The sequence below is a fragment of the Streptomyces tailanensis genome, from assembly GCF_008386495.1.
GTDB lineage: Bacteria > Actinomycetota > Actinomycetes > Streptomycetales > Streptomycetaceae > Streptomyces > Streptomyces tailanensis.
The window spans coordinates 1-12855 of record NZ_VTHJ01000054.1 but is presented as its reverse complement, the minus strand read 5'-3'; the positions used below and the strand labels follow the sequence as shown (position 1 = coordinate 12855).

The 12855-nt window shown below is 70.0% G+C and carries 9 protein-coding genes; 3 read left to right on the top strand and 6 right to left on the bottom strand.

The genetic code is table 11. The annotated features are described in order from the left end of the window. Positions 1–91: 91 nt before the first annotated feature. From tilS to dacB, 3 genes are all read right to left on the bottom strand, one after another. Positions 92–1213 carry a tRNA lysidine(34) synthetase TilS gene (gene tilS / locus F3T56_RS34190; protein ID WP_149829227.1) on the bottom strand — a complete coding sequence of 374 codons (1122 nt, stop codon included), beginning with the start codon at positions 1211–1213 and terminating at the stop codon, positions 92–94. A gap of 194 nt (positions 1214–1407) precedes the next feature. Continuing rightward, on the bottom strand, positions 1408–2532 hold the full coding sequence (locus F3T56_RS34185) for a zinc-dependent metalloprotease (RefSeq protein WP_149829226.1): 1125 nt from the start codon (positions 2530–2532) through the stop codon (positions 1408–1410). 181 nt (positions 2533–2713) lie between these two features. Then, complete coding sequence (gene dacB, locus F3T56_RS34180) at positions 2714–4360, bottom strand: D-alanyl-D-alanine carboxypeptidase/D-alanyl-D-alanine endopeptidase (RefSeq protein WP_149829225.1); 1647 nt, start codon at positions 4358–4360, stop codon at positions 2714–2716. A 79-nt stretch (positions 4361–4439) separates the two neighbouring features. Between dacB and F3T56_RS34175 the strand changes: the two genes are divergently transcribed. Next, the gene (locus F3T56_RS34175; protein ID WP_149829273.1) at positions 4440–4931 is read left to right on the top strand and encodes an inorganic diphosphatase; all 492 of its coding nucleotides are present in this window, start codon (positions 4440–4442) and stop codon (positions 4929–4931) included. A gap of 201 nt (positions 4932–5132) precedes the next feature. Continuing rightward, positions 5133–6857 (top strand): threonine/serine exporter family protein, encoded by a 1725-nt coding sequence (locus F3T56_RS34170; protein WP_172639275.1) that lies wholly within the window; start codon positions 5133–5135, stop codon positions 6855–6857. A gap of 133 nt (positions 6858–6990) precedes the next feature. Here F3T56_RS34170 and F3T56_RS34165 read toward each other — a convergent pair whose 3' ends face one another. The 3 genes from F3T56_RS34165 to F3T56_RS34155 form a co-directional block, all read right to left on the bottom strand. Further along, the gene (locus F3T56_RS34165; protein ID WP_149829224.1) at positions 6991–7896 is read right to left on the bottom strand and encodes a DedA family protein; all 906 of its coding nucleotides are present in this window, start codon (positions 7894–7896) and stop codon (positions 6991–6993) included. Positions 7897–8048: 152 nt separating this feature from the next. Continuing rightward, the gene (locus tag F3T56_RS34160) at positions 8049–8810 is read right to left on the bottom strand and encodes a MerR family transcriptional regulator (protein WP_149829223.1); all 762 of its coding nucleotides are present in this window, start codon (positions 8808–8810) and stop codon (positions 8049–8051) included. Between the two features lie 354 nt (positions 8811–9164). Beyond that, positions 9165–11186, bottom strand: a complete 2022-nt coding sequence (locus F3T56_RS34155; protein ID WP_246204188.1) for a helix-turn-helix domain-containing protein — start codon at positions 11184–11186, stop codon at positions 9165–9167. 162 nt (positions 11187–11348) lie between these two features. On the opposite strand from F3T56_RS34155, the gene gad reads away from it, so the two are divergent. Further along, positions 11349–12761 carry a glutamate decarboxylase gene (gene gad / locus F3T56_RS34150; RefSeq protein WP_149829221.1) on the top strand — a complete coding sequence of 471 codons (1413 nt, stop codon included), beginning with the start codon at positions 11349–11351 and terminating at the stop codon, positions 12759–12761. The last annotated feature ends 94 nt before the right edge of the window (positions 12762–12855 follow it).

Here is a 12855-nt window from a genome sequence, read left to right as displayed (position 1 = left end):
TTCGGTCGTCCCAGGGCCGCTCCCGGACGCCCGTCGCGTACGTACGAGGGGGGCCGGGGGCCCGTGTGAGGGGCCCCGTCGGCGTCCGGATTCAGCCTTGCCGAATCACCAGTCTGCCACCCTGGCGCTGGGCGACGACCCGGCCGGGGAGATTGATGGCTCCCTGACCGCGCCAGCCGGTGATGAGACGGTCGACTTCCTCGATGTGCCGGGCGAAGAGGGAACCGGCCGGGGCGCCGGCCTCGATGGCGGCGCGGCGCAGGATGCGGCGGCGCACGGCGGGGGGCAGGGCGTAGAGCTTCGCGCACTCCAGGAGACCGGAGGCGTCCCGGACGGAGGCCTCGGCCTGACGGGCCCAGGTGTCGAGGGCGTCGGCGTCGTCGCGGGAGAGCTGGGCCGTGCGGGCGAGGGCCTCGACGACGCCCTTGCCGAGCGCCTTCTCCAGGGCGGGCAGGCCCTCGTGGCGGAGGCGCGAGCGGGTGTAGGCGGGGTCGACGTTGTGCGGGTCGTCCCAGACGGGCAGGGACTGGGCCATGCAGGCGTTACGGGCGGTCTGCCGGTCGAGTGCGAGGAAGGGACGGCGGTAGCGGCCGTCGGCCCCCGAGACCGCGGCCATGCCGGACAGGGAGCGGATGCCGGAGCCGCGGGCGAGACCGAGCAGGACGGTTTCGGCTTGGTCGTCGCGGGTGTGGCCGAGCAGGACGGCGGTGGCCCCGTGGCGTTCCAGGGCGGCGTCCAGGGCGGTGTAGCGGGCGTCGCGGGCGGCGGCCTCGGGGCCGCCGTCACGGCCGACGGTCACGGCGACGGACTCGGCCGGGTCCAGGCCGAGTTCGCGCAGGCGCAGCACGACCTCCTCGGCGCGCAGGTCGGAGCCCGGCTGCAGGCCGTGGTCGACGGTGATGCCGCCGGCCCGGATGCCGAGCTTGGGCGCCTCGAAGGCGAGGGCGGACGCGAGCGCCATGGAGTCGGCGCCACCGGAGCATGCGACGAGCACGAGCGGCGGGGGAAGCTGCTCGTGCGGGGCGGACCCGGTCGCGGAGGGTGCGGCCGTGGGGGGCGTGGGCACCGGTTGTGCGCCCGCGACGGAAAGCGCGCCCGGGGTCGCGTAGGCGGGCGTGCGACGGTCGGCGTTCGTGTGGTGTTCGGTGAGGAGGTCGTGGAGTACGCGGCGGACCGCCAGGCGTATCGCCGCGACCGCGGGGTGGGGACCCATGTCCGGTTCCCTTCATGAAATTGTCGGGGGGGGTGAGCCCGAGGTTCGGTCACTCAGAGTGTGTAGATGGTGACAGAACCGGGCCGTTCCCCGAGCATTGCACGCCTACCCATGGCTCACGGTCCCTCGGACGGGTGATTGAAGGGGCGTTTGCCTGCCGTCGGCCGGATCCGTTCACCACGCTCGCGCGCGGCTCACGAATCGGCCTTGCGATGCACCCGCGCGATCCAATCCGCCGGTTTGGCGATCTCCGCCTTGGTCGGCAGGGTGTTCGGGGAGGTCCACACACGGTTGAAACCGTCCATACCGACCTGTTCGACGACCGCCCGTACGAACCGTTCCCCGTCCCGGTACTGCCTGAGTTTGGCATCCAGACCCAGCAGTTTGCGCAGAGCGAGGTCCAGGCGCGAGGCGCCCTTCGCGCGTCGCTGCTGGAACTTCTCGCGGATCTCGGCGACGGACGGCACGACCGCCGGACCCACCCCGTCCATGACGAAGTCGGCGTGGCCCTCCAGGAGCGACATGACGGCGGTGAGGCGGCCGAGGATCTCTCGCTGGGCGGGGGTCTGCACCAACTCCACGATCGAGTGACTGTCGTCGCCCACCTCTCCCTCGGGCCGACCACCCGCGAGTGACTGGGCGGCCTCTCTGATGCGCTCCAGGACGGTCATGGGGTCGACCTCGGTCTCCCCCAAGAACGACTGGATTTCGCCCTCCAGGTGGTCCCGCAGCCACGGCACCGCCGTGAACTGCGTCCGGTGCGTCTCCTCGTGGAGAGTCACCCAGAGCCGGAAGTCGTGGGGCTGTACGTCGAGCTCGCGCTCCACGTGCACGATGTTCGGCGCGACCAGAAGCAGCCGGCCGCCGCCGTTCTCCCCTGCCGGGAGGTCACGGGTCGCCGGGGCGAACGTCTCGTACTGGCCGAGCACCCGGGAGGCCAGGAACGACAGCAGCATCCCCAGCTCCACGCCGGTGACCTTGCCGCCCACCGCGCCCAGCACGGCGCCGCCAGGGGTGCTGCCGCGACGTTCCTGCATCTTGTCCAGCAGGGGTTTCAGCAGCTCACGGAAGCCGGCGACATTGGCGCGCACCCAGCCGGGGCGGTCGACGACGAGCACCGGGGTGTCGTCGGCCGTGTCGGGGAGCATCCGCGTGAACGCGCGCACATGTTCCTCGGATGCCTTCGCGTGTCGGCGGAGCTCGGCGACGATGGCCCGGGCCTCGTCGCGGCTCACCTCGGGGCCCGGCCGCACGAGCCGGGTCGCGGTCGCCACCGCGAGATTCCAGTCGACCATCTCGGCACCACCGATACGAGTCATGTCGTCAACCGTACGGGAGCGCTGCCGCTTGGGGCAGGCCATGGGGGGTGGGGGGCCTTGGGAGGGTTGGGTACGTGCGGGTGGGTGGGGGTTGCTCGCGCCCACGCGGCGGAGCCGCAAATCGACACAGCCCCGCGCCCCTGAAAAGCGTGGGGCTGCGCCCCTTGCTTTTCCCTCAGGCTCAGCGGCAGCCACACGTCGCCAGGGTTGATGCTGCTGTGTCCAAGGCCTTCTGTGCTGCTGTCGCGTCTGTTGTCTCTGTGGCCAGGAAGGCGAAGGAGAGGAGGCGGCCTTCTGCGTCCACCACTGTGCCTGCCAGGGTGTTTACGCCGGTCAGGGTGCCTGTCTTCGCTCGTACTACGCCTGTGCCGGTGGCGTCGGGGGTGTAGCGGGTGGTGAGGGTGCCGGTGAAGCCGGCTACCGGAAGGCCGGTGAGGACGGGGCGGAGTTCGGGGTGGGAGGGGGCGGCGGACTTGGCGAGGAGGGTGGTGAGGAGGGCGGGGGTGAGCTCGTTGCCGCGGCTGAGGCCGCTGCCGTCTGCGAAATCGACGCCTTCCAGGGGGAGTTCGAGCTTCTTCAGTTCCTTCTTGATCGCTGCCGCACCGCCTTCGAAGCCGGCCGGTTCGTCCGTCGCGAGCGCGACCTGGCGGGCCAGGGCCTCCGCGATGTCGTTGTCGCTGTTGGTGAGCATGCGCTCGACGAGGGTGGAGAGGGGCGGGGAGGAGACTGCGGCGAGTTCCTTGGCGTTCTTCGTCGTCTCCCCGGGGCCCTGGGTCTTCGTCTTGATGCCCCGGTCCTCCAGGAGATCCGCGAATGCCGCGGTCGCGTCCGCCGCCGGGGCCGTGCTGCGGTCCGCGGGGCCGCTGGAGGAGTCGTTCAGGCGGGCCTCGTCGACCATCAGGGCCGTGACGGGGGCGAGGTTGGCGTTCGGGCCGATGGAGTGGATCTCGGGGCCCTCGTACAGGGACGTGTCGTAGGTGAGCGTGATCTCGTTCAGGTGACGCTTTTCGAGGGCGGTGGCCGTCTCGTCGGCGAGGGTGCGCAGGCTCGCGTAGCCGTCCGGGTCCTTGTCGGCGGTGAGGGTGGGGTCGCCGCCGCCGACGAGGACGACGTCGGCGGAGTCGGGCTCCAGGACCGTACGGGTCTCGATGCGGTGGTCGGGGCCCGCCGCGCTCAGGGCCGCCGCGGCGGTGGCGATCTTGGTGGTGGAGGCGGGAGTGAGGGCGTCGTCGGCGCCCTTGGCGTAGAGCAGCTCGCCGGTCGCGACGTCGACGACGGCGGCCGCGCGGCGGGGGCCGAGCGCCGGGGCGTTCAGCAGCGGGTCGAGGGCGGCGGCGAGGGCGTCACCGTCGGGCGCGGACCCCGCGCCGGAGGCGCCGCCGAGGCCGGACAGCACGGTGGGAGCGCTCGGCGCGGGCTTGGGCGCCCCCGCCGCCGTATCGGATGACGTACCGGAATTACGTCCGTGATCTGCGCCACCCTCGCCACCGCGCGATGCCGCCCAGTCGCGCTCGGCCGTACGCTGACCGCTGGAGTCCCAGGGACCGGCGGCGGCCACCGCTCCGGCCGTGAGCACCAGCCCCAGGGTTGCCGCGCCGGCGGTGAACTGGAGGGTCGTGAGCTTCTTCGTGTTCCTCGCGAGCTGCGAAGAGCGTGCCGTGACGGCGCTCGTGACGCGTACGACACCGGGTTTCACGGCCTGTGCGACGCGCGCGGCACCGGGCTGCACGGCGCGCCCGACGCGTACGACCCCCGGTTTCACGGCGCGCGCGACCCGCACCACATGCGGTCTCGCGGCCCGCCAGACCTTCGGTTCAGGCACGACCACCAGCCCCTTTCGCGATCACACACCTGCGTGAGGGACACTTAACCACCAGAACGATGTGTTGATCATGGAGGAGCCACCGGTGGAGTTCGACGTCACGATCGAGATTCCGAAGGGTTCGCGGAACAAGTACGAGGTGGACCACGAGACCGGTCGGATCCGCCTGGACCGTCGTCTCTTCACCTCGACCAGCTACCCGGCCGACTACGGCTTCGTCGAGAACACCCTCGGCGAGGACGGCGACCCGCTGGACGCGCTGGTCATCCTGGACGAGCCGACCTTCCCCGGCTGCCTCATCCAGTGCCGTGCGATCGGCATGTTCCGGATGACGGACGAGGCCGGCGGCGACGACAAGCTGCTGTGCGTGCCCGCGCACGACCCGCGCGTGGAGCACCTGCGTGACATCCACCACGTGTCGGAGTTCGACCGCCTGGAGATCCAGCACTTCTTCGAGGTCTACAAGGACCTGGAGCCCGGCAAGTCCGTCGAGGGCGCCGACTGGGTCGGCCGCGCCGAGGCCGAGGCCGAGGTCGAGAAGTCGTACAAGCGCTTCAAGGAGCAGGGCGGTCACTGAACACCCCTTTGCGCCTAAACCGGCGCCGCTCTCGCGGAGTTGGTTGCTCGCCATCGTGGTTTCTCAATTGATGGTTGCGGCGCGTGCGTTTTGAAGTGAGCAGGCCGCGTGTTCCCGCAGGAGCACGCGGCCTGCTTGCGTATCGGTGCGCATACTGAGGCGGAGTGAGCGGTGTCGTACAGGGAGCGCGGCGAAGTGGGAGTGACGGAACCCGAGGACCGCAAGCCGGTGTCGGACGCGGCGAGCGGTTCCTTCGTGCCGGTGCGCCTCGCGCCGGTGATGGACAGGCCGGTGGTCGACAGCGAGTCGTCGGTGACGTCCGAGTTCGCGATCCCCGCCGGGCTGGATGTACCGGCCGCCGCCACGGAGTCCGAGTCGCAGACGACCTCCGAGTTCGCCCTGCCGGAGGGGCTGGCGCCGCCCGAGCCGGTCTCCCAGGAGCCCGAGGGGTCCGCGTTCAGTACGCCTCGGACGTACGGCGCCGGTGCGCGGTTCGCGCCGGACGCCTTCACGCCGCCCAGTGGGATCCCGGCCGTCAGCCTGACCAAGGACGTGCCCTGGCAGGACCGGATGCGCACGATGCTGCGGATGCCGGTGGCGGAGCGGCCGGCGCCGGAGCGGCCGGCGCGGACGGAGGACGAGCCGGGGCCCGCCGTGCCGCGTGTGCTCGACCTGACGCTGCGCATCGGCGAACTGCTGCTCGCGGGCGGCGAGGGCGCGGAGGACGTGGAGGCGGCGATGTTCGCCGTCTGCCGGTCCTACGGCCTCGACCGCTGCGAACCCACCGTCACCTTCACCCAGCTGTCGATCACCTACCAGCCGTCGCTCGTGGACGACCCCGTCACGGCCTCCCGGATCGTACGGCGGCGGGCCACCGACTACACCCGGCTCGCGGCCGTGTTCCAGCTGGTGGACGACCTCAGCGACCCGGTGACCGCGATCTCGCTGGAGGAGGCGTACCGGCGGCTCGCCGAGATACGGCGCAACCGGCACCCGTATCCCGGCTGGGTGCTGACCGGGGCGAGCGGGCTGCTCGCGGGCGCCGCGTCCGTGCTGGTCGGCGGTGGGGTCGTCGTCTTCGTCGCCGCCGCACTGGGCGCGATGCTCGGCGACCGGCTGGCGTGGGTGTGCTCGGGGCGGGGGCTGCCGGAGTTCTACCAGTTCCTGGTGGCCGCGATGCCGCCGGCCGCGATCGGGGTGGCCCTGACCGTCGCGCACGTCGACGTGGCGGCCTCCGCCGTCATCACCGGTGGGCTCTTCGCTCTGCTGCCCGGGCGGGCGCTCGTGGCGGGCGTGCAGGACGGGCTGACCGGCTACTACATCACCGCCTCCGCCCGGCTGTTGGAGGTCATGTACCTCTTCGTGGGCATCGTGGTGGGCGTGCTGCTCGTCCTGTACTTCGGCGTGAAGGTGGGCGCCCAGCTCAACCCCGACGCGGCGCTCGGCAGCGCCGAGCGGCCCGTCTGGCAGCTCGTCGCGTCCATGCTGTTGTCGTTGACCTTCGCGGTGCTGCTTCAGCAGGAACGATCCACCGTGCTCGTCGTGACGTTGAACGGCGGGGTGGCTTGGGCCGTCTACGGGGCCATGCATGACGCGGGTGAGATCTCGCCGGTCGCCTCTACGGCGGTGGCGGCGGGGGTGGTGGGGCTGTTCGGGCAGCTGTTGTCGCGGTATCGGTTCGCTTCGGCGTTGCCTTACACGACTGCGGCGATCGGGCCCCTGTTGCCAGGGTCGGCGACCTATTTCGGGTTGCTGGCGTTCGCGCAGAATGATGTGGACGCCGGGTTGGTTTCGCTGACCAAGGCTGCGGCATTGGCCATGGCTATTGCGATCGGCGTGAACCTGGGGTCCGAGTTGTTCCGGTTGTTCTTGCCGGGCGCTGCGCGGGCTGGGCGGAAGGCTGCTAAGCGGACTCGGGGGTTCTGAGCGCCTACCAGCTCGGGGGGCATTGGTTTTTGAGCGACTGCGGGCCCGTGGGGGCTTGTCGCGCCCACGCGGCGGAGCCGCAAATGTCACAGCCCCGCGCCCCTTTGGGGGCGCGGGTGTCATCCGGCGGTGATCAGTACTGGGGGTAGTTCTGGCCCTGGTAGCCCTGGTTCTCGTTTTGCGGGTACTGGTTGCCCTGCGGGTACTGCTGGGCGTACGGCTGTTGTGGGGGCTGCTGCTGGTAGCCGTAGTCCTGGTAGCCCTGGTTGCCGTAACCCTCGTTTCCGTAGCCCTGGTTCTGGTCGTACGGCTGCTGCTGGGGCTGGTCGTTCGACGGGATGCGGCGGAGTTGGGTCGTGGCGTCGTCCGTCATGGCGTGCGCCTGCGGGTGCGGGGCCGGGGTGGGCTTGGGCTGGTTCTTCTTGGCCTTCCTGGCCTTCCAGAACTCGATGATGATCGGGACCACCGAGAGGAAGACGATCAGGAGCAGCATCGCCTCGATGTTGCTCTTGACGAACTCGATCTTGCCGAGCCAGGAGCCGAGGAGGGTGACGCCCGCGCCCCACAGGATGCCGCCGACAATGTTGAAGATCAGGAATGTGCGGTACCGCATGCCGCTGACGCCCGCGATGATCGGCGTGAACGTACGCACGATGGGCACGAAGCGGGCCAGGATCAGGGACTTCGGGCCGTGCTTCTCGAAGAACTCGTGGGCCTTGGTGACGTTCTCCTGCTTGAACAGGCGGGAGTCGGGCCGCTTGAACAGGGCGGGGCCGACCTTCTTGCCGAACATGTAGCCCGCCTGGTCGCCCAGGATGGCGGAGACGCAGATCAAGACGATTGCCAGCCACAGCGGGAAGCCCAGCGTCTTCGACGCGATCAGCATGCCCGCGGTGAAGAGCAGTGAGTCACCTGGCAGGAAGAAGCCGATGAGGAGCCCGGACTCGGCGAACACGATCAGGAGCAGGCCCCAGATACCGAACGAGTCGAGCAGATAGTTCGGATCCAACCAGCTCGGTCCGAGGGCGATCGTCGTCACGGTTCCGGGCTCCTGGGGGTGAGGAAGAGGTGAAGACCTGTGGGTGGCACCCATAGGGGTGACCAAAGCTATCAACGCGCGGTCACCCCACCAGGTTCCACCGGTTCCTCCAGAGTGCCCTGTGGGCGCACTGAGACCAAGCTGTGGGCCACTCAGCTCCCGTGGCGGGCCGCGTTGGCGACGATGGCGTCCCGCAGGTGTTCGGCGAGGCCGGGGCGCATGGAGTCGTAGAACGCCTTGAAGCGCTCGTCGGAGACATACATCTCACCGAGGCCCTGGTGCACCTCGTACGGGCAGTCGTAGAACCAGGTGCAGATGTGCTGCCGGTGTTCCTCGGCCATGGTCATGGCCGCCTCTCCGGTCGGCGGCTCGTCGGCGGACATCAGGGCGTCGTAGCGCTCGCCCCAGTCGGCCACCTCGGCCTGCATGCGTTTCCAGTCCTCCTTGGTGTAGCTCGCGGCGCGGCGCTGTGACTCGGCGTACGCCTCCGTATTGCCCCAGCGCTGTTCCGCCTCCTCGGCGTACTGCTCGGGGTCCTTGTCGCCGAAGACCTCGAACCGCTCCTCGGGCGTGAGGTTGATGCCCATCTTGCGTGCCTCCATGGCGTGTTCCACGGCCGCGGCCATCTTCTGCAGCTTCTCGATCCGGGCGGTCAGCAGTTCGTGCTGGCGGCGCAGGTGTTCGCGCGGGTCCGCGGCCGGGTCGTCGAGCAGGGTCGCGACCTCGTCGAGGGGGAAGCCGAGCTCTCGGTAGAACAGGATCTGCTGGAGCCGGTCGAGGTCGGCGTCGCCGTAGTGGCGGTGGCCCGCGTGGGTGCGCTCGCTCGGTACGAGCAGGCCGATCTCGTCGTAGTGGTGCAGTGTGCGCACCGTGATACCGGCGAATCCGGCGACCTGTCCCACGGTGTAGCTCATGCTTCCGCTTCCTTTCCCCTTCTCGGTTCTCCGTTTCTCGGTACGCGCTCCAGGCTGGGTCCTCACGCCACGTGAGGTGCAAGCCGTGCACTTCGGTAAGTCGCCGGGGTGTCGAAACGCACTGCGGGGGCGCTGTGGGCGGTTCGCAGTGCACTACGCAAAGCGTCGCCGCGCCGACCGTGCACTTGTGCAATGGCCTGCCCTTGGCGGCCTTCCTAAGGTGAGTCTCGGTCAACCGGAACAGTGGGCGAGACGCGTGGCCCGTCACGGGGGTGCGGGCCGGCGGATCGTCCATCGGCGGGGAAGCGGCGGCATCAGGACCGCCTGCGCATGTGTTGGGGCACGTGCGCAGGCTCATCCGGCCGGAGGGTTTCCGTTTCCGTGGCGGATCGGCTGGGTCAGGGCGGGGCGGCCGAGCAGGACGTGCAGGGCGAGCGCGATGTCCGCCACGGTCACTACGTCGGTGTCATGGACGCCGACCATCTTCGTGGAGAAGTCCATGCCGAGGAGGGCGGCCGCGTCCCGGGTGTGGTTGCGGATGGTGGCTTCGGACAAGGCCAGGGCGCGGGCCGCCTGCTTGGTGCTGAGGTTGTGTTCCAGCCATACGCAGAGGGTCTCGACGAGATCCCGCTGATCGGCCTGTACGGGGCGAAGCCGCTCCTGCGCCCAGGACTTGACCGCGCCGTCAGCGGCTCCCCTCATCATCAGGGCGGCGAAGTCGGGGGCGGCGATCGGGGGCGGCGCGTTGTCGTCCGTGCCCTCGGCCATGCCGCTGTCCGTGCCGTCGTCCGTGTTCGGCAGGGCCAGGATGTCGAGGGCGAGGAGGACCAGGATGCGGTCGTTGGCCGAGCCGCGGAGGTCGAGGGAGAGGATCTTTCCCGCTCTGTTAAGCCGCTGGGTGACCGTGTTCCGGTGGACACCGAGGCCGCCCGCGGCTTCGGTCGCCTTGAAACTCAAGGCGGTCGGGAGGGTTTCGAGCAGCATCTTCTGCTCGTCGCCCCGGCCCGGGAAGGCGTCGAGCAGCGGGGCCATGAGGTCGGCGGCCCAGGCTCTGGCCTCTCTTCTGGGCAGCAGCGGGGCGAACTTGGTCTCGGATCCGCCCAGACTGATCCGGTGCGGGGTCATGGCCGCGTCGGCCACCGCGGTCAGCGCCTCCCGATAGCCGTTCGCTATCTCGGGGAGACGGTGCGGTCGGCTCTGGCCCAGCAGATGGCCCTGGCGGGCCGCGATCATGTCTCTCAGGACCGTCTCCACACGGTCGTTGTCGTGGGTCGGGTCGAGAGGGTTGACGGGGGTGACGGGGTCGAGAACGAGGATGTGCTTCGGTTTGCCCGGGCAGGGCGCCACGAGGGCTTGTTCGGCCAGGGTTGTCTCACACCACCGCAGGGTGGCCTCTCGGTCCTGTGGTCCCGTGTCGACCACGAAGACGCGGGCGGTGTCCGTGTCCAGCAGCGCTTGCGCGGCCCCCGTGTAGACGACCTGGGCCAGCACCGTCTCGCCGCGCATGAGCAGTTGGAACGCGGCGTGCCGTACCGATCGCGGTGTCTCGGCCTTGGCCTGGTGTTCCCGGCGGGCCTGGTCGCACAGCCCCAGGAGTTTCGCCGCGTGCTGGATCAGCGCGGCGGCCGCGGTGTCGAAGGCGTTGGGGGAGGTGATGGCCAGGCGGGCCTCGTCATCGGCGCCGGGAGAGCCGGGGCTGAGGGACACGATCCGGGTGTGCATGGTGCCGGCCGGGGCGCCCGGCGCCGGTGCGGTGGCGGTGTGGGTTCCCGTGATGACGGCGTGGGCCAGGGCGGCCGGTGCGCTGTCCGGCGCGGCCGCGAGGACACCGCGCCGGGCCGAGGTGACGAGTACCTCGGCGTCCAGGGCCACGGAGAGCCAGTCGGCGATGCGCCGCATCGCGGTGGGGTCGGCGAGCCTGGTCGGCAGACGGTTGAGGAGACCGTCGAGATGCCCGACCTGCCGCTCCGCGAACTCGGCGCGCCGCAGCCGCAGCTCCTCGTTGACGCGGGCCCACGCGGCGGTGTCCGCGGAGGTCGTCAACAGGGGGAGCCCGAGGCTGTTGGCGACCGCCAGGGTGGTCTCGGGGAAGGTCTGGAGGCTGTGCCCGTGAGTGCCCAGCACGAGCCCGGCCGCCTTGCGCCGGGCCAGGAGCCGGATCAGGTGCTCGATGGTCCGGTCCGTGGCCCGTGACGGTTGTGGCGAGTCCAAGGGGACCAGGAACAGCGTCCCGTTCTCGATCGAGGAGTCCGTGAGCGCGTGCGGGAGGTCGCTCACCGGCCGTACGACGACTTCCGTGACCCTGGTCGTGCCGAAACGGGGGCCGTGGCCGGGCTGAAGGAACCGCAGCCGCAGCCGGGGGCTGTCATTGATCAAGTACTCAAGGGTGGGCAACTTCGTCTTCCCTCCCGCGCTAGTGCCTGTGGCCCCCCTGGGCAGATTAGTAGGCAGGGGCAACGGACAACACGTCCCCCTCTCGCACCGTCCTGGGCTCCCCATGAGGTGCGCGTCCCTCTCCCCCGGCCTACCGTCGAAGGCATGCCACTGCATCGAGAGGGCAGCCGGAACGATCGGCACCGGCTCGCCGTGAACCCCTTCTACGGTGAGGCGAACCCGGTCGGCGGCATGACCGAGGCCCCGCCCAGGCATCGGCTCCCGGACGAGCCGCTGGCGCCCGCCACCGCGTATCAGCTGGTCCACGACGAGTTGATGCTGGACGGCAACTCCCGGCTGAATCTCGCCACCTTCGTCACCACCTGGATGGAACCGCAGGCCGGGGTCCTCATGAGTGAGTGCCGGGACAAGAACATGATCGACAAGGACGAGTACCCGCGCACGGCAGAGCTGGAGCGGCGGTGCGTGGCGATGCTCGCCGACCTGTGGAACGCCCCGGATCCGGCCACCGCCGTGGGCTGCTCGACCACCGGCTCCAGCGAGGCCTGCATGCTCGCCGGGATGGCCCTCAAGCGGAGGTGGGCGAAGCGGAACGCCGACCGGTACCCCTCGGCGGACGCCCGGCCCAATCTCGTCATGGGCGTCAACGTCCAGGTCTGCTGGGAGAAGTTCTGCACCTTCTGGGAGGTCGAGGCACGGCAGGTGCCCATGGAGGGTGACCGGTTCCACCTCGATCCGGCGGCCGCCGCCGCGCTGTGCGACGAGAACACCATCGGGGTCGTGGGCATCCTCGGGTCCACCTTCGACGGGTCGTACGAGCCGATCGCCGAGCTGTGCGCGGCGCTCGACGGGCTCCAGGAACGTACGGGCCTGGATGTGCCCGTGCATGTCGACGGCGCGTCCGGCGCCATGGTCGCTCCCTTCCTCGACGAGGATCTCGTGTGGGACTTCCGGCTGCCGAGGGTGGCGTCGATCAACACCTCCGGGCACAAGTACGGGCTCGTCTACCCGGGGGTCGGCTGGGCGCTGTGGCGGTCCGCCGCCGAGCTGCCCGAGGAACTCGTCTTCCAGGTCAACTACCTCGGCGGCGACATGCCCACCTTCGCGCTCAACTTCTCCCGTCCGGGCGCCCAGGTCGTCGCGCAGTACTACACCTTCCTTCGGCTCGGCCGCGCGGGCTACCGGGCTGTCCTGCAGTCCACGCGGGATGTCGCCCTCGGGCTCGCGGACCGCGTGGCGAAGTTCGGCGACTTCCGACTGCTCACCCGGGGCGACCAGTTGCCCGTCTTCGCCTTCACCACCGCCGAGGACGTCACGGCGTACGACGTCTTCGATGTGTCCCGGCGGTTGCGGGAGAAGGGGTGGCTGGTGCCCGCGTACACCTTCCCCGAGAACCGGCAGGACCTGTCCGTGCTGCGTGTGGTGTGCCGCAACGGCTTCTCCGCCGATCTCGCCGAGCTGTTCGTGGAGGACCTCGGTCTGCTGCTGCCCGAACTGCGCCGCCAGCCGGGCCCCTTGACCCACGACAAGGAGACCGCCACGGGCTTCCATCACTGAGCGGTCTCGAGCTGAGTCGGCCAAGTATGGGGTGGTGAGCAGGTGGCAATCAAGGACACGCGAGCGTGTTCTGGTGGTGCGGGAGTGAGTCTCC

Excerpts from the sequence above, each read along its gene's own strand:
- F3T56_RS34160 (WP_149829223.1), bottom strand. The coding sequence starts at position 8,810 with ATGAGCTACACCGTGGGACAGGTCGCCGGATTCGCCGGTATCACGGTG.
- F3T56_RS34185 (WP_149829226.1), bottom strand. The coding sequence starts at position 2,532 with ATGACTCGTATCGGTGGTGCCGAGATGGTCGACTGGAATCTCGCGGTG.
- tilS (WP_149829227.1), bottom strand. The coding sequence starts at position 1,213 with ATGGGTCCCCACCCCGCGGTCGCGGCGATACGCCTGGCGGTCCGCCGC.
- gad (WP_149829221.1), top strand. The coding sequence starts at position 11,349 with ATGCCACTGCATCGAGAGGGCAGCCGGAACGATCGGCACCGGCTCGCC.